The sequence below is a fragment of the Acidovorax sp. 100 genome (assembly GCF_003688355.1).
Taxonomy (GTDB): Bacteria; Pseudomonadota; Gammaproteobacteria; order Burkholderiales; family Burkholderiaceae_C; genus Acidovorax; species Acidovorax delafieldii.
This window is the reverse complement of record NZ_REFD01000001.1, coordinates 1,571,068-1,590,054: the sequence shown is the minus strand read 5'-3', so window position 1 is coordinate 1,590,054 and position 18,987 is coordinate 1,571,068. Positions and strand designations below refer to the sequence as shown.

Annotated in this window: 19 protein-coding genes; all 19 read right to left on the bottom strand. The window is 59.2% G+C overall.

Annotated features, from left to right (window positions below):
* Positions 1–12 precede the first annotated feature (12 nt).
* Positions 13–1,131 carry a VCBS repeat-containing protein gene (locus C8C96_RS07485; RefSeq protein WP_147455654.1) on the bottom strand — a complete coding sequence of 373 codons (1,119 nt, stop codon included), beginning with the start codon at positions 1,129–1,131 and terminating at the stop codon, positions 13–15.
* Between the two features lie 125 nt (positions 1,132–1,256).
* The gene (locus C8C96_RS07480; RefSeq protein ID WP_121941923.1) at positions 1,257–2,210 is read right to left on the bottom strand and encodes a hypothetical protein; all 954 of its coding nucleotides are present in this window, start codon (positions 2,208–2,210) and stop codon (positions 1,257–1,259) included.
* A 170-nt stretch (positions 2,211–2,380) separates the two neighbouring features.
* On the bottom strand, positions 2,381–2,836 hold the full coding sequence (locus tag C8C96_RS07475) for a hypothetical protein (RefSeq protein ID WP_056745410.1): 456 nt from the start codon (positions 2,834–2,836) through the stop codon (positions 2,381–2,383).
* A gap of 66 nt (positions 2,837–2,902) precedes the next feature.
* Positions 2,903–5,143, bottom strand: a complete 2,241-nt coding sequence (gspD, locus tag C8C96_RS07470) for a type II secretion system secretin GspD (RefSeq protein WP_233584183.1) — start codon at positions 5,141–5,143, stop codon at positions 2,903–2,905.
* 665 nt (positions 5,144–5,808) lie between these two features.
* On the bottom strand, positions 5,809–6,363 hold the full coding sequence (locus tag C8C96_RS07460; RefSeq protein ID WP_199737452.1) for a GspMb/PilO family protein: 555 nt from the start codon (positions 6,361–6,363) through the stop codon (positions 5,809–5,811).
* A complete protein-coding gene (locus tag C8C96_RS25125) occupies positions 6,360–6,902 on the bottom strand; it encodes a PilN domain-containing protein (RefSeq protein ID WP_233584182.1) in 543 nt (180 codons plus the stop codon). Before C8C96_RS25125 ends, C8C96_RS07460 begins: the two co-directional genes overlap by 4 nt.
* Before the next feature lie 455 nt (positions 6,903–7,357).
* Positions 7,358–8,128 (bottom strand): type II secretion system protein GspK, encoded by a 771-nt coding sequence (locus tag C8C96_RS07450; protein ID WP_233584181.1) that lies wholly within the window; start codon positions 8,126–8,128, stop codon positions 7,358–7,360.
* A 140-nt stretch (positions 8,129–8,268) separates the two neighbouring features.
* Positions 8,269–8,880, bottom strand: a complete 612-nt coding sequence (locus C8C96_RS07445) for a prepilin-type N-terminal cleavage/methylation domain-containing protein (RefSeq protein ID WP_121941918.1) — start codon at positions 8,878–8,880, stop codon at positions 8,269–8,271.
* Positions 8,877–9,329: a prepilin-type N-terminal cleavage/methylation domain-containing protein gene (locus C8C96_RS07440; protein WP_233584180.1), complete on the bottom strand. Its 453-nt coding sequence runs from the start codon at positions 9,327–9,329 to the stop codon at positions 8,877–8,879. The genes C8C96_RS07445 and C8C96_RS07440 overlap by 4 nt, the downstream gene beginning before the upstream one ends.
* Complete coding sequence (locus tag C8C96_RS07435) at positions 9,326–9,940, bottom strand: Tfp pilus assembly protein FimT/FimU (protein ID WP_233584179.1); 615 nt, start codon at positions 9,938–9,940, stop codon at positions 9,326–9,328. The genes C8C96_RS07440 and C8C96_RS07435 overlap by 4 nt, the downstream gene beginning before the upstream one ends.
* Entirely contained in the window at positions 9,873–10,310 is a 438-nt protein-coding gene (gene gspG, locus C8C96_RS07430; RefSeq protein ID WP_199737524.1) for a type II secretion system major pseudopilin GspG, read from the bottom strand. The genes C8C96_RS07435 and gspG overlap by 68 nt, the downstream gene beginning before the upstream one ends.
* A 32-nt stretch (positions 10,311–10,342) precedes the next feature.
* Positions 10,343–11,551: a type II secretion system F family protein gene (locus C8C96_RS07425; RefSeq protein ID WP_121941916.1), complete on the bottom strand. Its 1,209-nt coding sequence runs from the start codon at positions 11,549–11,551 to the stop codon at positions 10,343–10,345.
* The gene (locus C8C96_RS07420; RefSeq protein WP_199737451.1) at positions 11,544–13,262 is read right to left on the bottom strand and encodes a GspE/PulE family protein; all 1,719 of its coding nucleotides are present in this window, start codon (positions 13,260–13,262) and stop codon (positions 11,544–11,546) included. Before C8C96_RS07420 ends, C8C96_RS07425 begins: the two co-directional genes overlap by 8 nt.
* Positions 13,263–13,331: 69 nt before the next feature.
* Positions 13,332–14,258: a glycosyltransferase family 2 protein gene (locus tag C8C96_RS07415; protein WP_121943917.1), complete on the bottom strand. Its 927-nt coding sequence runs from the start codon at positions 14,256–14,258 to the stop codon at positions 13,332–13,334.
* Positions 14,259–14,341: 83 nt separating this feature from the next.
* A complete protein-coding gene (locus C8C96_RS07410) occupies positions 14,342–15,604 on the bottom strand; it encodes a DUF1972 domain-containing protein (protein ID WP_121941915.1) in 1,263 nt (420 codons plus the stop codon).
* Positions 15,526–16,071 carry a dTDP-4-dehydrorhamnose 3,5-epimerase gene (rfbC, locus tag C8C96_RS07405; RefSeq protein WP_056745424.1) on the bottom strand — a complete coding sequence of 182 codons (546 nt, stop codon included), beginning with the start codon at positions 16,069–16,071 and terminating at the stop codon, positions 15,526–15,528. The genes C8C96_RS07410 and rfbC overlap by 79 nt, the downstream gene beginning before the upstream one ends.
* Positions 16,072–16,077: 6 nt before the next feature.
* The gene (rfbA, locus tag C8C96_RS07400) at positions 16,078–16,962 is read right to left on the bottom strand and encodes a glucose-1-phosphate thymidylyltransferase RfbA (RefSeq protein ID WP_121941914.1); all 885 of its coding nucleotides are present in this window, start codon (positions 16,960–16,962) and stop codon (positions 16,078–16,080) included.
* Between the two features lie 13 nt (positions 16,963–16,975).
* On the bottom strand, positions 16,976–17,866 hold the full coding sequence (gene rfbD, locus C8C96_RS07395) for a dTDP-4-dehydrorhamnose reductase (RefSeq protein ID WP_121941913.1): 891 nt from the start codon (positions 17,864–17,866) through the stop codon (positions 16,976–16,978).
* Positions 17,863–18,957 carry a dTDP-glucose 4,6-dehydratase gene (gene rfbB / locus C8C96_RS07390; RefSeq protein WP_121941912.1) on the bottom strand — a complete coding sequence of 365 codons (1,095 nt, stop codon included), beginning with the start codon at positions 18,955–18,957 and terminating at the stop codon, positions 17,863–17,865. The genes rfbD and rfbB overlap by 4 nt, the downstream gene beginning before the upstream one ends.
* Positions 18,958–18,987 lie beyond the last annotated feature (30 nt).

The following is an 18,987-nucleotide window of genomic DNA, read 5'->3' as shown; positions in this document are numbered from 1 at the left end:
GCCCATACTCCTTTATTGTGCTCGCTGCTTCAACAACCTATTCTGACTCGCACGATCCCACAAAGGGCCGTAAACAACGTCGATCACCTCACCGCCCGAGTTGAACGCGACTACGTCACGCTCGCCGTCTCCATCTATGTCCAACAATTGCAAACTCGTCGCAAAACCACTCACCGCATGCCAGCGTGTTTCAACAACCACGCCTTTCTCATCCAAGCGTTGCAAATACAGCTCTCGATCCTCTCCCCAAATGACCACATCCTCATCTAGCGGTGCGACCGACACACTGCCCGTGAGAGGCGACACGATCATCTGGAGTTCCCCCGTTTCTGCATTCACACGGGCATTCCGCCCCCCCGTCTCCAGCGACACGTAAATCCAGCCCCCTTGCGGCGAAGGGCGGGCATTGCGCGATACTGCAGGGAACCTTGCAACAACAACAGGCGCAGAGAGCAAGTTGGACTCCGGAACCGCCACCAATCGCTTGTCGTCCAGGCATGCTGCCGCTATCGCCGGACCGTTGATACCTGCCACCTTTTTCAGTTTGGTCGGGTGCCACGCCACTTCACACCAAGACACCTTCTTGACGTTGGGCGCCTGCTGATCATCAACCGCCCAGTCCAGAACCCAGGCCACTTCTTTACCGTTGTACGGGCTGGCCAAAAGCGTATAGCGCCCCCCTTCAGCCTTTACCACCATGACGTCGCGCGGAGAAAATCCGACCTTGATCTGCTGCAAACGATCCAGCTTAGATCCTTTAACACGAAAAACATCCAGGCTCGCAGTGCCTTCCACAGCTGCCACCAACAAATCGTCCGCAAGCCACGCGGCAGAGTCCGGGTGGTAACCGACCTGCAGGCGATCCAGCAGCGTGGACTTGCGCCCATCAATGCGATGCAGAGCCAACATATTGTTTTCGTGCTCGACAGCAGCCAACAGACACCCACCGGCCCCACAACGCACCTCACCGCCCCACGCATAGGGGACAGGAACCGCAATTTGCGAAACCGTCGGCACGGCAGCAACGCCTCCAGCCCCCTCAAGCAAGGACTGGGATTGGCATCCCGTCATCATCGCCACGATGACGAGCATGGGCGCAAAGAACGTGGGAAAGCGAAATTTCAAAGCCATATTGCCAATCTCACAAAAGCAAAAAAATAGCGCCTTTCGGCGCTATTTTTTTATCGCCTATTACAGCGATCGTTATGGGTAACTTGTCCAATTGATGGAGGCCCAAACCCCCATCAGATCGGCAATTACTTGTACGAACCCAGAACGGTTTGCACAGCACCGAAAGCGGTGGAGCTGATAACCGAGTACGTGAACACGGAACCGCCGAGTGAGTACAGCGTGGTGCCCAGAGCTGCGGTTGCATCAGAAGGAGCTGCCAAACCTGGTTGCCATTCGATGAAACCGTCGGTGAAAGTAGCAGGCAGACCAGCGATGCCTTCAGGATCGAACCAGTCCAGTTCAGCCTTGGTCAGCTTGAAGTTCACAGACTTGCGGTTTTGCTTGTCATCATAAATGTTGACAGTGTGCGTACCGCTGTGGTTGCCAGTAGACCACACCACCACGGCAGTGTCCGTACCACCAGCGGCTTGGTCGATGGCATAACGCATGCTGAATGCCTTCGTGTCCACGCTAGGGCCAGTGCCGGCAGCAGCAATTGGAGCAGCACCAGCAACAGACACCAAGCTCACGTTGTTCATCTTGGTGATATCAACACCAGAAGCGATCGTCAGAGCACCGTCGATAACGGGCACGAAAGCCACATCCTTAGCAACGCTGTTCACTTGGAATGCATTGCCAGAGATTGCGGAAGCGGTGGAAGCCAGAAAAGCAGCGCCGCCGCAAGCGGTTTGTGCTGTGCCGCCTTCGGTGGTGGCACCAACGGCGAACACCAGGTAACCACGGGTGCCGGACAGACCGCCACCGGACTGCGAAGACCAGATGAAGGGCTCATAGTCCTTGTTGGTCATAGCAAAGCAGCCGTCAGTGATGTGAGTGGAGTTCTGATCGAAGAACGTCCAGTACACAGCAACGCTTTGGCCGGTTTGGTTGATCAGACCAACAGCAGTGGTGTCGGTTGGGCCGTTGTGAATCACGTTAGGAACCACGAAACCGTTGCTGAACGTACCCACGGTGTACGCCTGCGCCACACCAGCACTCAGCGCAGCGGCTGCAACGGCTGCCATTGCAAATTTTTTCATCTTCTCAGTCCTTAGATAATTGAAGGAAGCTTTCCCACCCTGTGCGGGATCTGCAACCCATCCGTACTCCGTTTGGGTTGATGCAATCTTATACTGATACCTTTGAATTTTTCAACCTATTTCCGCCAGAAACCCGGCATGAGTTGGTTTGTTGCACTCAAACAACGAACTTATTTGGCATCCTTGGAGAACATCACGCTGCGGCGCAACACATGGTGCCAGACACCATCGATACGGCGCCACTCGTCTTCGGCAACCGCCTCTTGTCTTTTGATGCGCAGGATGGGGACCGAATAGCGCATCCACACATTCACGATGGCGCGGTCGCCTTCAACACTACGCACGTCCCGCACTTCCAGCGCCTCGTAGGCAACACCACCTCGCTTGAGGTATTCCTCCAAAGTGGCCTTCGGGTCTTTGGATGCCTCTTCATACTTCCAGGCGCCTACATTGTCACCACTGCGCACCAACGCCCAGTACGCCTGGGCGCGCTGCAGCAAAGTGGCTTGGTCATCATCTGACGACCTCGCCCCACCGCCGTTTACAGCACATCCCGCAAGCAAGAGGGTAACTACCGGCACCGCAAAGCCAGCGACCCACTGGCGGCGACCCATGAATTTTGTCATGCTCGAAATCTCCTGTGGACTAAATACGATACGAAAAACAGGCAGCAAGGAGCAAACTGCGCAACATCATTGCCTTGGCACAGCAGGCACATCATCAGCACGCAGCTTGAAGGGCTGCGACTCCAAAGACATGCTGCGCATGCGCTGACGCATTTCGGCGCTTGCAGAGCGCAATTGATCATCATCCTCAAGCGCACGAGGCGTCATCAGGACAAGCAGTTCTGTGCGATTGCGCAAGTTTGACGTCGTGGAGAACAGTGCACCCAGCAAAGGGATATCGGCAAACCCCGGCACACCACTGCGAGTATTGGTGTCGTTTTCACGAATCAAACCACCCAGGACGATTGGCTCCCCAGAACGCACCGCTACTCGCGTTTGGATCTGACGAGTTTGAAAGGCGCGCTGCCCTGTTGCAGTGTCCCGCTCGCCAACATCGGTTACTTGCTGAGAAATGTCCATCGTGATCAACCCTCCCGCATTGACAGAAGGCGTGACAGATAGCATCACCCCCGTATCCTTGTAGGTGATTGACTCGGTCACAAGGTTGCCAGTAGTTACTGCGGTAGACGACTTGATGGGTTGCTGCTGACCGACCTGTATGGTTGCATTGTGATTGTTGAGAACCAGCACCGACGGACTGGACAACAAACGCACCTGAGACTTCTCTGCCAGAGCGTTCAGCGTCGCACGCACTACATTCGCCTTGTTGACGATCGTGTAAGAGAACCCGGGCTGCCTGGCGCTAATGCCCCCCGATGTGTTCATGTTCAGTGATGCCTGCCCTTCACGACCATTGCTGAGACCATTCTGCAAATACCACTCCACCCCATACTCCAGATTGCCCGTCAGCGTTACCTCCACGATGCTTGCCTCGATCAGCACCTGAGACGGGGCCTTATCAAGTTCACGGAGAGCCTGCTCAATCCGACGGTATTCAGTACGCGGAGCGCGGATCAGTAGCGCATTCCGCTTTTCATCTGCTACGACGCGTACATTGCCATCCAGCTGACTGGTCGACGTCAAGGATGTGTTGTTAGCAGATGTCTTGCCCGCACCTCCCAATGCCGACCCCATTGCTCCTCCGCTTAAGCCCAAAGTACCAGCGCTACTGCCATAAGCCCCTGAGCTACCCGTACTTGCGCTCGCCCCGAGACCGGTTCCCTGAGAAAACTGCGTGGGTGCAGAACCCGCGGCCACACCAGCTGTCTTGCCTTGCCCCGCCTGCCCACCGAACAAGCCGTTGAGCATTTCCGCCAATTGCAACGCAGATCCGTTCTGCACAGGGTAAACAAACAGGCTGGCCTCCAGAGTATCCGTAGGGCGATCCAGTCGGCGAATCCAGGTTTCGACCTGGGCCAATAAATGGCTGCGCGGCGTTACAACCACCAATGCATTCAGACGCTCCACGGGGAATACTCGAATCAAGCCGCCCAAGGGTGTTGCCATCTGCGCGCCCGCGCCGCTCGCTCCAGCGCCGCCGGACGTCGAACCAGCCGCGCTACTGCCTGCTGTTGCACTCGGCGCACCACCAGGAGATGCCACAGCACCGGTTCCGCCATAAGGGTCGGATGATTTCTCGTTGCCAAGCATCGCCTGCAGCGCGTCTCGCACCACATTCACGTTCGCGTTCTCCAACACGAACACCCCCAGCGACATGCCAGAGAGAAAGTCCACGTCAAACGCCTCAACCATCTCCAGCCAACCACCAAGCTGTGCTTTGCTGCCCTGCAGCACGAGCAGATTACGCATGGAATCCACGTATACGATCGCCTCACGAGGCGCGAGAGGCGCAAGGATCTTGGCCATCTCGGCCGCAGCAATGTGGTTCAGTGGAACTATGACCGTCCCTGCGCCTGAGAGATCCTTGAATTTTGACGAACCCACTACCGGGCGAGCCCCTAACGTGACAGTGCGCTTCGTCACGTGATACACGCCAGCGTTATCCCGAACAATCGCGAGGTCATGTGGCAGCAATACCGCATCCAGTACATCCAGTACTTGGTTTCGCATCAAGGGCTGGCGCGTATTGAGGCTCACCACCGTATCGCCCCCTGCGTCAATCGTGTAGTTGAGCTTAAGCAGGTCTCCCAGCAATGCCACTGCGAGGTTACTCACAGTGACATTTTCAAAATTGAGCGCAACCTTGTCCCCTGTGGCGAGGACTGGATCCACACGCGGCGACACATCGCGCTTAATGAACTGATCATTGCCGGGAAACAGCTTCGTACTCGAAGACGTTTCCTTTTGCCCCTGCGCTTTGGGCACCGAAACGGCAGGCGTTGGCGCTGTGGTGGCTACCGCAGGCATGACAACAGGGACTACAGCAACCGCCGGTGTAGGCTCTGCCGGTTTGGGTGCGGCAGGAGCGCCTTGCGTGCTAGCGCAACCTGACGCTAGCAACGCCAGCAAAAGGACGGATGGCCGAATGTTCATATAGATAGCTCCAATATTGGGGTAGGCCGCAGTGGCTCACTGATTTGCAGGGGATCTGCGCAGACGATCACCAACGGGCGCTCCTGGCCGCGCCGCAGCCACACTTCCTGCCTCTAGAGGACGCTCCACTCGTTGATCGTCCGAAGATATGAAGGAGGCCCTACGTCCATCAAAGGACTCGATACGCCAGGGTTTGGTTTCCCCGGTGATCTTGAGGGTGCTGCCATCCGCACGCAGCAAGATCGCCACACGCTCAGGCCCGGACTCGAAGACGGCCGTCAAGCGCGACTGCATCAACTCTGAGACAAGACTGCTCTTCTTTTCATCTACCACTACAGGTCGCCTGGAGGTCCAGAACAATGGGTGCTCAATCGCTTGCCTAGCCCGTATCGGAACGACTGACGGCATAGGCTCCACCTTGGGAAGATCAGGTTTTCGAGGGGGCGGAGGCGTCCAGCGCTCCTTCTCAACATCCCACCAATACGCACTGGCCGCCAACGCTGCAGCCCCCAGCAATGGCCCAAAATACCAAGCTTTCATCATGGGTTGACCTTTTCCGGAACCAGAGGTGCCTCCAGTTGCAAGGTCAGTCGGGCATTCTGGGGGCCAGGGCCTGAGCTCATCCCTTCGCGGGTAACGTTGGCGGTACGCACCCAGAAAGGGGGACGGTGAACTTGGAGGCTTTCCATAAAGTTCACCAACTTGACCCATTCGCCACTGACCGTAGCAGTCAAGCGGATTCGCGGGATCTTGTCGTCCGCACCAGGCTCCAACGCAACCTGCAGCGAGACGAGCGTACTGCCCGAAGCCATGATCATCTGGCGCAACTTCTGCTGCACTTCGTTCTGTGCAGCCTCCCCTCCCGAATGCAACAAGGGGGCTACCGTAGAGCTGGCTGCTCCGAGCAGCTCTTCGATTTGGCTGCCGGCGTTGACCACGCCCTCCAGGCGCTCGCTACGAGGCTCAAGTTGCAGTAAGGCATTGTCATAACGTACCCACAGAGCCCGGTAGACCAAAGCAGTCCCTGCCATGGCACCGATCAGCACTACCAATATGAGGGTCAAAGATCGAGCTCGCCATACATTCATTTTCATGGCTTGACTCCTTCACCCCGCCAGCGCATTTCAAAAGTAAAGCGCTCTTTATTCAGTGTGCCGTCACGCACGTTCGCCCCTGTTGACCGAACGTCAACCAGTCCCGGCGCACGCGCAATCGAGGATGTGAGCTCGGTCGCATTGGCCGTAAGACCCGTTATCCGAATTTCGCTGCCATTGACCTCGATACGATCGAGCCACGTATCGGCGGGGATAGCGCCTGACAGTGCATCAATCACGCTGGCGAGCGGGACATCCGCGCTGATGTTCTTGCGCAGCTCTTCGGCCAGCAGGGCTTGCCGACGCAACTCGTCCATCTTTTGGCGCAAGGGTGCCGCCTGGGGCTCCAAAGCGCTGACATGCGATACGGCACGCACCACCGCTTGGCGCTTGAGCACCAGCGGCATGAGGGCTGGCAGGGTCAACGCAGCTAGCAAAATCAACAGTAAAACAACACCTGCACAATCCATCAAACCCTGACGTCGGTCCTGCTTTCGCCAGGCATCGCCTCGCACGGGAAAGACAGCTCCGTTGCGCATTAGATATACCTGCGCCGTCTCGGAAAGCCCCTGCCGCCCCAAGTGCTCCACCAGGGTACTGCGCCGGCACATTCCCCACTGCACAGACCACCCACCCTGCGCAAGAGGCTCCGCCTGCCAGGCTGCAACAATCTGGTCGGGAGGTAAGGGCGACACTCGCCAGAGCGTCTCCTCTACGCCGTTCGGCAAAGACCGCCGCGGCATATCAGGAAGTTGCACATTGCCCCAAAGGCATTCGGGCTCCGGAACCAGCAAAGCACTGGCCCTGCGGTCGCCCTTCAGTCGGCGGGCACGTGTCCCAGTGACGGACCAGCGACCACCATCCAGCCCAATCGCCGTGCACGACGTCGCCGGCCACCCTCCGCGCTCCATAAGTGCACGCTTAAGGTCTCCCAGACCCCAAGCCAATCGGTCCAGCGCCGCGTGCGCACGAAGAGATAACTGCCTCCAAGCTGTCATGGCTTCAATTCCTGTTCTTGCGTGTTGAGACGGCGTGTGGGCTCCAGGGAGAGCATGGTCCAAGGCGTCAGGTTACCCGGGCGCTCACTCAGATCAACCCACGCTTCCCGCTGCCACCAGCGCTCACCCTCCAGCCTTACCGCAGCTTTCAGGCGCACCGTCGTTCCGCCGCCGCGCGCAGGCGAAAAAAAATCGGCGGCGGGCCCAGTCATGAGCACACTGCCCCTCGTTTCTGGTGGAGAGTTGTGAATGCGCGCTCCCAATCCCGGCTGTCCCGTCAGCGCGTCAATCAGTGCGGGGGGAGCTGAATCGATCTCGATGCGTTGCTGCCCATTGATACCCAAATGGGGCGCGATTATCTCATAGAGGCCAGAAGTCATTCCAAGGACCGAACGCAGCTCGGAGAGATCATCCAGAGCCCCATTGCGAGGCATGGACGGCCAGCCTGCAGCTCGGTACTGAGGTGCTTCTGCTCCTCCTACGCCACCTGGCGAATCGTCCGGATCGAGATAATCACGCACTCTCGACGTCAGAATCAACGCTTCGCCGGCGGACAGCCCTCCAGCTCGCTGGAACAAGGTCTGCAGCAGAGCATCGCTCGCAACGTTGACATCAACAAGCCCCCCAGAAGGCGTGATCTCCACCCACACGTCGCCCCCCCCCATGGACAGACGCTGAAAGCGATAAGCATTCCCAGCATTTCTATCGGCGAGCATCTGCTGAGCAGTCAACTCGATCGCGGAGTCCAACACCGACTCAACGCGCATGCGCTCAAGATCCAGCCCTACCCGCTGTGTCTGCTGGCGAACACTCCGTGCACTCGCCATGACGACGAGCGATAACGCTGCCACCAGCCACAGCACGAGGATCAACGCGGCCCCCCGACCACCCTTTAGAGCCGGTATCATCATTTCGCTCTCACCAGCGGGAACACCAGGGAAGGCCAATCTCCGAGAGTGTCTCCTATTTCAAGGCGGATGCGTGCGGGGTACTGACCCTTGGACGCGTCCCAGTCCTGAGTCCATTGGCCGGTACGACCATCCTGGTAGTGCCACTGCAGAGTACGAACGTTCGAAATGAGCGTTTCGCGCAAGGCACGACTCCAGTCCATAGCCATCAAAGCACCATCATAGGGAATGGCCTCCACAGTCAAATCCACCCGGCCGTCTGAATGGCGCAAAGGGGTGGTGCGGAAAACATAAAGCCCCCCGGCATCGCCGCGCTCGGGCAAGGGTGCAACCCAAATGGCACCCGCGGCATTTCCACTAAAGAAATTGACGAAGACACTGCCTTCGCGACGACTCAGCAAGCGCAGCGTATCGAATTTACGGCCCAACCATTGGCTCACTACCAACATGCGCTCGGCCCGCTCGCCCACACGCTGATTGCGCTCCTCGGTGCGGCCAATCAATCCTAAGGCTGCAAAAATCAAAGCCACCACTGCAGCGGTCACTGCCAGACCAATCAATAACTCCAGCAGCGTGAAGCCCTGGGTCAATTTGCGAGTTGCACGACTCATGGTGCAGACCTGTAGGGCTTCCAGGTGATCCAGGTCATGGCCGTGACGCCATCCCTGCTGACCTGCACCATGACTTTGGCCGCACGCAACGGACCCGAGGGTGCAGGACGCCCTGCCTCATCGCTCAGAAAAATCGGCTCTGGCGTTACGTCGACTCGCCAGTTCCACCCACCTGCCTGACCAGAATCCTGCCGCATGAGGTCTTCAGCAAAAATACCCGCAGCCAGCACGGACTTCGCCACCAATGCGGCCTCCACACGCGCTTGCACCCCCATCACGCTTTGCGAGCCCTGCCCCACACTGCGGTACAGACTTGCCAGTGCGATGGCAGCGATCGCCATCGCGACCAATGCCTCCAGCAGACTGAAGCCTAAAGGCTTTGCGAGACAGCGCCGCTGCCAAACAAAGCTCGCGCAAGGGGCACGCACCCGGTTAATCGGCCGCATCATGGCTGCGCCGCGGCCACAGATTGTTCAACCGTTCCGAGGAGCCAATTGACGCGAAAGGCAACACCGCTGCTACCCCTCAGTACAGAGATACGTCCTCCGCGAGCACCACCATCCGGATTGAAGATAAACAAAAGCTCGCCAGCCGGAACGACGGATTTTCCTGACCGCCCATCACCGCGCATTGCTTCCCATTGGATATTGACGGCTTCGTGAAGGTCCAGAAACAGCTTTCCGTCCACCGCCAGCCTACGCGCGTCCGGCAGGTAGGTCACCGATACAGGCCTCCCCTCCTGCACACTGAGCACACGCGCCTTGTTGAGCTGACTTGCCACGTCTCGCACTGCTTGGGTGTAGCGCGCACGCTCCAGAAATGCTTGACCACCCGCACCCACGACCGCCGTGGTGATGCTCGCGAGAACCAGCACTACCAACAATTCAAGCAGGGTGAACCCGTAGGCGCCGCGACGCATGACTACGACGCGCGCACTAAGGCAAGAAATACCGCCAATAGACACAAATGGACCCCAGGCATCCACCGAAACGTCAGTTGTAAACGTCTGCGTTTTCGCCATCACCACCTGGCTTGCCATCAGATCCCAGAGTGAAAACATCGGGGCTGCCATTGCGGCCGGGATTTTTGTACAGGTAAGCAGCGCCCCACGGGTCCGCTGGCAACCCCTTCTTCAGATACGGGCCGTTCCAGCCTTGCGCCGTCGCAGGGCGCTCAGCCAGTGCACGCAAGCCCTCTGCATCGTTGGGATACCGACCCACGTCCAGTTTGAACAAATCCAGACTCTGTTCAATTTCAGAAATTTGGATGCGTGCCGTTTTGGATTTGGCACCACCAAGCTGATCAAGGACTTTCGGGCCCACTAAACCCGCCAACAAAGTCAAGATCACCAACACCACCAGCAATTCAATGAGAGTGAAACCGGAGTTATTACGCGCTCGCGCATGGAGTGGACTTTGCAGCTCTTTCATATTCATTTCAATATCTTCCAGAGGATTCAGAATCAAATAGTGTCATTGATAGACAAAACACCGCCCAAGATCGCAATAATGATGAACGCGACCAAGGCGCCTAAAACAATAATAATTAAGGGTTCCATGGCAGCCAGCACGCGCCCCATAGTGCGTCGCCCTTCATCCTCATAGCGATCAGCCAACCCCAACAGGGTTGCATCCAGCTGACCTGTCTCTTCCGCCACCCGGATCAGCTGGGGAGTGCTTGATCTGCCCAGATACGGGGAAACAAATCCGGACGAGAGTCGCTTGCCCGCCTTCACAATCCCGACCAGGGGCTCGATATCCTTGCGCAAGGCCGTATTGGTCAAGGTATCCACGGCAATGCGCAAGGCGTCTACCATCGGAACGCCTCTCTGCAACAAAATGCCGAATGTACGAAAGTAAATGGCGAACTGAAGGTTGCGCAGTACTTTGCCGAATAAAGGCAGATCCAGCAGAATGCTGTCCAAGCGCAACCTCCCCGATGGGGTGGCACTCCAGCGCGAGCCCAGAAACAAAATGACGGCTAAGACCAGGAGAATTGCCATCCAATGCAGGCGAATCATGTCGCTGAGATCAACGACAAGTCTGGTGGAAGGTGGCAGCTTGTCACCCATGGAATCGAAGATTTCACGAAACTGAGGAACCACGAACGCCAACAGCAGAACCACCGAAAGCACGGCGACTATCAGCAAAATGACGGGATAGGTCATGGACGAGATGACATAGTTGCGCAGCTTGTCTTCTGCCTCCAGTTGCACGGTGAGCTCCTTGAGAACCACATGCAATGAGCCAGAGGTTTCGCCCGCACGGATCAGGACCAGATACTGCCGTCCCAGATCACGCTCAAATGGCAGTAACGACTGGTAGAGCGACTTCCCCCCCCTTACGCCCTCCTCCACCTTCCCGACAAAGGCTCTCAGCCGATCTGTATTGGCAGTTTCCTTGAGCATGACCAGCGCCCTGTCCAAGGGCATGTTCGCCTGCTTGAGATGAGCCATCTCGCGGCTGAACAGCAGGATCTCGCTGCGCCGCAGCTTGCTGCCCCGGGCCTGCGGATCAGCCTGCACAGCCGCAGCCAAACTATCGGTAATGCGCACTGGCGTCACCCCCTGGCCAATCAGCCTCAATCGGGCGGCTTCGACATTCTGCGCGCGCATCACACCCCGACAGGGCTTACCGTCCGACGCAATACCGTCATATTGAAATTCAATCATTTTGACGTGCAACGCGTAAGACTTCTTCAGCCGTCGTCAGTCCCTGGAATACCTTGGTAGCCCCATCCTGCAACAAGTTCCCGCCAGCATAAGAGCCATCGCCGCCCCCCAGAGAAGAGCCTCGCTCCAGTACGCCTTTTTTGACATCTTCCGTCATCAGCAGCAGTTCGTGGACCGCGAGGCGGCCACGATACCCTGTGCCCCGGCATGCAGGACAACCTACCGCCCTGTATAGGGTTTGGCCTTTATCGAGGATCACCCCAAGCGAAGCCGCTGCCGCATCCGCCTGCTCGGCAGGTAGCGCCTGCTTGCACTCTTCGCACAGCTTTCGCACCAGCCGTTGGGCGAGTACGCCGATTACCGAGGCAGTAATCAGATATGGCTCGACACCCATGTTGATCAACCGCACGATGGCCCCCAGCGCACTGTTGGTGTGGAGCGTGGACATCACCAAGTGTCCCGTCAGCGCGGCCTGGACAGCGATCTCTGCCGTTTCACCGTCACGCATTTCCCCGATCATGATGACATCAGGGTCCTGACGCAGAAAGGAACGAAGCACCTTGGCAAAGGTAAGTCCAATCTGCGGCTGTACCTGGACCTGATTGAGCCATTGCAGCCGGTATTCGACAGGGTCCTCCACTGTGAGGATCTTGAGGTTCTCGCCTTCCAACTCCTGCATAGACGCATACAGCGTAGTGGACTTGCCCGAACCCGTGGGACCCGTCACTAAGAATATCCCGTGCGGCACGCTCAAAAGCTGTCGCATGGCCTCCAGAGTCGCCGGAGTGAAGTGCAGACTTTCCAGCGAGAGCAGGTCAAAATTCTTCTCCAGCAAGCGCATCACCACCGATTCGCCGAACATGGTGGGAATGGTGGAGACGCGGGAGTCCATTTCTTTGCCATGCACCCGCAGCTTGGTGCGCCCGTCCTGCGGCATGCGGCGCTCAGCAATATCAAGCTGAGACAGGATCTTGATGCGAGAAACGACAGCAGGTGCGTCCTTGTTGTCGATCTCATCGATCGGGTAGAGCTCGCCATCCACGCGGATGCGAACGACCGACTTTTCCTCGTACGTCTCAATGTGGATGTCCGAAGCCTGCGCTGCCACGGCCTGGGAAAGGATCTGGCTCACGCGTTGGATAATGGGCGCCTCGGACGCCATGTCCCGCAGGTGTTCGATGAATTCAGACGCCTCGAACTGGTCGGCTACGCCGTCACCCTGAGCTTCGGGATCCTCCACATACCAGGCATTGAGCTGGGAAGCGATCTCCGACTCCAAGCCGAAAGAAATCCTGGGTACCTCGCCAAATACAAGCCGCAGCGCGTCGCGCAAAGCACCGCTCTGAGGGTCCACCGAAGCGAAATCTGGCACCGAATCCGCATCGCCCGCTTCGCCCAGAGGCAATAGGTTGTTGACGAGCAAAAAGCTGGTGTTCATCCGCGAGGTGGCGGGCTTCTCCTTGGGAAAGGCGTCCTGACGTACAAGAGGCAAACCCGCTTGCCTTGCCAAAGCGGCATAGACATCCACTTCAGATACTAGACCCAGGCTGATGAGCAGCCGCCCCAGGCGCCCTCCCATGGAGCGCTGGACTTCCAGCGCCCGCTCCAAGTCATTGCGCGACAACTTCTGCTCTGCGAGCAACATTTCTCCCAGCCGGGGCGCAGCGACGTCACCGCTTTCCACTTCACCTACTTCCGCCGAGAACTTCATGACCAACGCCTTTGAACAATTTCCCACCCAACAGTGCTTGGCTGCGCTTCGCGCCACCCGGCACAACCATCATCTGCACCACAGCAGACAACGGCTCAACCGATCCAGCTCAGGCCCGATGTAATAACTGCGGTACCCCAGGAGCCTGCTCCGGAGGGGCGCGCCGCGCCAAGCAAGGTATTCTGACACGTAGCCCCCGGGATAGCCTCGGCCATCCAGACGCGATTGCAGGGCCTCGGCTTGGGCTTTTGTTGCACGGCCGAGGTTGAGCACGCGCCGCAGCACTCCGCGCCCATTCGTGACAAGGCGTAAAAGACGCATCTTCAGCCTTCGATCCTTGGCACCGAGCTGGTTGAATCCATGCTGCCGGTAGAGGATCAGCTGTTCGGCAAGGAAGGTGCGGCGCCCGCTGCTGCTCAACAGAGCGCACCACCAGTCATGCATGATGGTCTGATCAGGCAGAGGCAGGGACATCTCCAACAGCGCGCGGTTGATCATCATCGTACAACCCGTGACCTGATTGATACTGAGTAGCGCGGTAGGAGAACATGCCGCAGGATCCATGCGCTGGTGCTGCGAAAAAGAAGGTGCGATGACGTTCAGCTCATCGTCCACAACGGTCAGATCGGAATGCACCAAGCAAGGTTGATGGACGCCCGTGGCTTGCTCCAACTGCATCAATACATGCAGACAGCGCTCAACTTTTTCTGGCAGCCAGACGTCGTCCTGGTCGGAGAAAGCGATCCAGTGCGCATGGCAGCCTTGAAGGCTGGCTCGCATCAAATTTTCAAAGTTCTTGACAACCCCTTGTCCCATCCCAGGATGGGGCACCACGACCAAACGATCCCCGAGACGGGAACGATACGTCTCTAGCAGGGCCAGGGTGCCGTCTGTAGAACCATCGTCGCTAACCAGCAGACGAAAGTTCTGATGCGTCTGCGCCAACAGAGAATCTAACTGGTCAGCCAAATACTTTGCGCCGTTGTATGTGGCCATAAGGATATCGACCAAGGGCTGCCCCGCTAGGGGCTGCAGCCCCTCGCTAGGTCGTACAGGATCGCGCGCTCCCCACACAGCCGTCACAGGCCCTCCGCCGGATGGGGCAACGCAGCGGAGGACTGGCACTGCGCATACATCAAGGTTTCATAGGCGTCGGTGATGCCCTCCCATGTGTAATAGGTATCCACGATGTCCCGGGCACGTCGACTGCGCTCAGGGTAAGCCAGTTGCCACTGGCCGACCAATTGATCCAAACGGCGCGCCAGCTCCTCCGGCGATCCGAAGTAGTCTGCAGCATCGCGTGCCACTTCTCGGTTGAACGGATTGTCGTGGGCCACCACCCAGTTGCCGCAGGCCATGGCCTCTAGCAAAGAGGGGTTGGTACCGCCGACCGAATGGCCATGGATATAGCAGGCCGCATGCGCGCGCACGCACGCCAGTTGCCGGGGATCGTAAATGCCGCCGACGAACCGCACGCATTCACTGGTGTACTGAAGCAAGCGCTGCTGATAAGGGGTGGCACCGGAGACGTCTCCCACGATCACGAGGGGCCACTCGCCGCCATGCAAGATATAGCCCTCAATGATCTCCAGGAGGTGGTTCTCCGGCTCGGGACGCGCCACTACGACCATATACTGAAACGGCACCAGCCCCCAAGCCGAGAGCGCTGAAGAATCCAGCGAGCCCTCGCGCACGGGCTCAGCGCCATAGGCAATAAAACTGGAAGGCGCACCCTTGGGATAAACGTTCTGCAGCCTCTGCGCAATAGCGTTGGCATCGGCAATCAGGCGTGTAGCAGTCAATGTCGCCACCCATTCCATGCAGCGCAGATACGCGCGCGCCGCCCAGCCCCACTTACTGCGGGCCCATTCCAGGCCATCCATATTGATCCACACAGGGGTCCCGCTGACCCGGGGCCACCAACAAGCCCAAGCGGCACCGTAGCCCAACATGTAAACCAGATCGTATCCGTGGCGGGCATCCCAAAGGCATGCACAGTCGTAGGCTAACACGGAGGCGGGCCCCCATTGCGGGCGACGCCGATAACGCACCCGAACGCCTTGGAACTGGCTATCCGCCACAGCATCCTGATCGGACTCGGCATACACCGTAACCGAGTGTCCCCGCTCTGCGAGGCGAACGGACAGCTGTTCGGCAAACGTCTCAAACCCCCCGTAGCTCGCCGGTATCCCTTTTGCCCCTAGAACGGCAATGCGCAGCGGGGCTGGACGCCCCTCCGAGCTACCTGCCTCCAACAACAATGTCAAAGGTCGGCCTCGGCGAGCAGACGGCCGGACTGGTCCTTGGCCGACAGCTGAATCTGCACGTCCAGCGTGGGCCATGCAATCGCAAGCCTGGGATCATCCCAACGGATACAGCGCTCGTGTTCGGGGCTGTAGTAGTCCGTGGTTTTGTACAGGAAATCGGCAGACTCGGAGAGCACTAAAAAACCGTGTGCCAGGCCTGGGGGAACCCAGAGTTGACGATGGTTGTCCTCCGTCAGCAGCGCCCCCACCCATTGACCAAAGGTCTGTGAGTCTTTGCGGATATCAACCGCCACATCAAATACAGCCCCGCGTACCACACGCACCAGCTTGCCCTGAGCGCGGGGCGGCAGCTGGTAGTGCAGGCCGCGCAGCACGCCCTGGCTGCTGCGGCTGTGGTTGTCCTGCACGAACGCGTCCTGCACGCCGGTGGCCTCGCGAAAGGCCTTCTCGTTGAAACTCTCGTAGAAAAATCCGCGGCTGTCACCGAACACCTTGGGTTCGATCAGTACCACGTCTGGGATGGATTGCCGTATAGCTTGCATGGCAGATCAATAAACCTTGTCGTTCAGCAGGCGCTGAAGGTACTGGCCGTAGCCATTCTTGGCCAGAGGTTTGGCCAGGCGCTCCAGCTGCGCACTGTCGATCCACTGTGACCGCCAGGCAATTTCTTCCGGGCATGCGATCTTGAGGCCCTGACGGTGCTCCAGCGTGGCGATGAACTGGCTGGCCTCCAGCAGGCTTTCGTGGGTACCCGTGTCCAGCCACGCGTAGCCGCGGCCCATGATCTCTACATTCAGCTGCCCCTGCTCCAGGTACAGCCGGTTCAGGTCAGTGATTTCCAGCTCGCCGCGCGGAGACGGTTTGAGGCTCCTGGCCATCTGCGCCACCTGGCTGTCGTAGAAGTACAAGCCGGTGACGGCATAGCTGCTCTTGGGATGTGCGGGCTTTTCCTCCAGCGACAGCACCTTGCCGCTCGCATCGAACTCGGCCACACCGTAGCGCTCCGGGTCATGCACGTGATAGGCGAACACGCTGGCGCCATCCGTGCGCTGCTGCGCGTTGCCCAGCAGTTCGTGAAAGTCGTGGCCGTAGAAGATGTTGTCGCCCAGCACCAGCGCACTGGGCGCACCGGCCAGGAAAGCCTCTCCGATGATGAATGCCTGCGCCAAGCCATCCGGACTGGGCTGCACGGCATATTGCAGGTTCAGGCCCCATTGGCTGCCGTCGCCCAGCAGCTGCTCAAACCGCGGCGTGTCCTGCGGCGTGCTGATGACCAGGATGTCGCGGATGCCCGCGAGCATCAGGGTGCTCAGCGGGTAGTAGATCATGGGCTTGTCGTACACCGGCAGCAGTTGCTTGCTGATGGCCAAGGTGGCCGGATGCAGCCGGGTACCGGAGCCTCCGGCAAGGATGATGCCTTTGCGTTGCGTCATGTGAGGGTGCCGATCAGAGAATTTCAGCCAGCATGCGCGCCACGCCCGCTTGCCAGTGGGGCATCTGCAGGCCGAAGGTGGCTTGCAGCTTGCCGGTATGAAGGCGCGAGTTGTGCGGGCGCACGGCAGGAGTGGGGAATGCGCTCGTCGGGACGGGCGCAATTTCATTTGCTTTTATTTTGATAGCAGGCTGCGCTTGCTGCGCCTTCGCAATCACGAATTTTGCGTACTCGTTCCAGTTTGTTTCACCGGCTGCGACACAGTGGTACAGGCCTGCGTCCTGCGGGCGCTGCTGCAGGTGACGCAGCGCATGCGCCGTCACGTCGGCCAGCAGGTCGCCCCCCGTGGGCGCCCCCCACTGGTCGTCGATCACGGTCAGGCGATCGCGCTCCTGCGCCAGGCGCAGCATGGTCTTTGCGAAGTTGCCGCCGCGCGCCGCATAGACCCAGCTGGTGCGCAGAATGAGGTGCTTGGGGCACGCCTGCGCGATGAGCTGCTCGCCCTCGAGCTTGGTACGACCGTACACGCTCAAGGGAGCAGGCATGTCGGTCTCGACCCAGGGGCGGCTGCCGCTGCCGTCAAAGACGTAGTCGGTGCTGTAGTGCACCAGCCATGCGCCGAGCTTCGCCGCCTCCAGCGCGATGGCGCCGGGAGTGGTGGCATTCAGCGTGCGAGCGAAATCGGCCTCGCTCTCGGCCTTGTCCACGGCAGTGTGGGCTGCGGCGTTGACAATGACGTCGGGGCGCAGGGTGCGCACCGTCTCAGCCACACCCGCAGTGTTGGCAAAGTCGCCACAGTGTTCCGTGCTGTCGTGGTCCAGCGCCGTGATCGTGCCCAGCACCGACAGGCTGCGCTGCAGCTCCCAGCCGACCTGACCGCCCTTGCCAAAAAGCAAAATGTTCATGCAGCAACGTCCGTGACGACTGCAGTGGCGGCCTCCTGCGCATACTGGGTCTGCACCCAGGCGCGGTAAGCCCCCGTCTGCACGCTGGCCACCCAGTCAGCATGGTCCAGATACCACTGCACAGTCTTGCGGATGCCGGTATCGAAGGTCTCGGCGGGCTTCCAGCCCAGATCCCGCTCGATCTTGCGCGCATCGATGGCATAGCGGCGGTCATGACCAGGACGGTCCTTCACGTAGGTGATCTGGGTGCGGTAGCTCTGGCCGTCAGCGCGGGGGCGCAGCTCGTCGAGCAGGCCGCACACCATGTTCACGATCTCGATGTTGGGCTTCTCGTTCCAGCCGCCCACGTTGTAGGTCTCGCCAGGGGCACCGGCTTCCAGCACGCGGCGGATGGCGCTGCAGTGGTCCTTCACGTAAAGCCAGTCGCGTACCTGCATGCCGTCCCCGTAAACCGGCAGGTTCTTGCCGGCCAGCGCGTTGACGATCATCAGCGGGATCAGCTTCTCGGGGAAGTGGTAGGGCCCGTAGTTGTTGCTGCAGTTGGTGGTGAGCACCGGCAGGCCATAGGTGTGGTGCCAGGCGCGCACCAGGTGGTCGCTGGCCGCCTTGCTGGCGCTGTAGGGGCTGTTGGGCTCGAAGCCGCGCGTCTCCGCGAAGGCCGGGTCGGTGGGCGCCAGCGACCCGTACACCTCGTCGGTGGACACGTGCAGGAAACGGAAGGCCGCGCGCTCGCCCTCAGGCATCGCGCTCCAGTAGGCACGCACGGCTTCGAGCAGTCGGAACGAACCGACGATGTTGGTCTGGATGAAATCCTCGGGGCCGTGGATGGAGCGGTCCACATGCGACTCGGCCGCGAAGTTCACCACCGCGCGGGGCCGGTGCTCTGCCAGCAAGCGCTCCAGCAGGCCCGTGTCGCCGATGTCACCCTGCACGAAGATGTGGCGGGGGTCGCCCTGGATGCCGTCCAGGTTGTGCAGGTTGCCCGCGTAGGTGAGCTTGTCGAGGTTGACGACGGGCTCGCTGGAGGCAGCAAGCCAGTCAAGAACGAAGTTGGCGCCGATGAAACCCGCGCCGCCAGTAACCAGAATCATAGGGAGGGCCGTGTGAAATGCCAGCTCGGC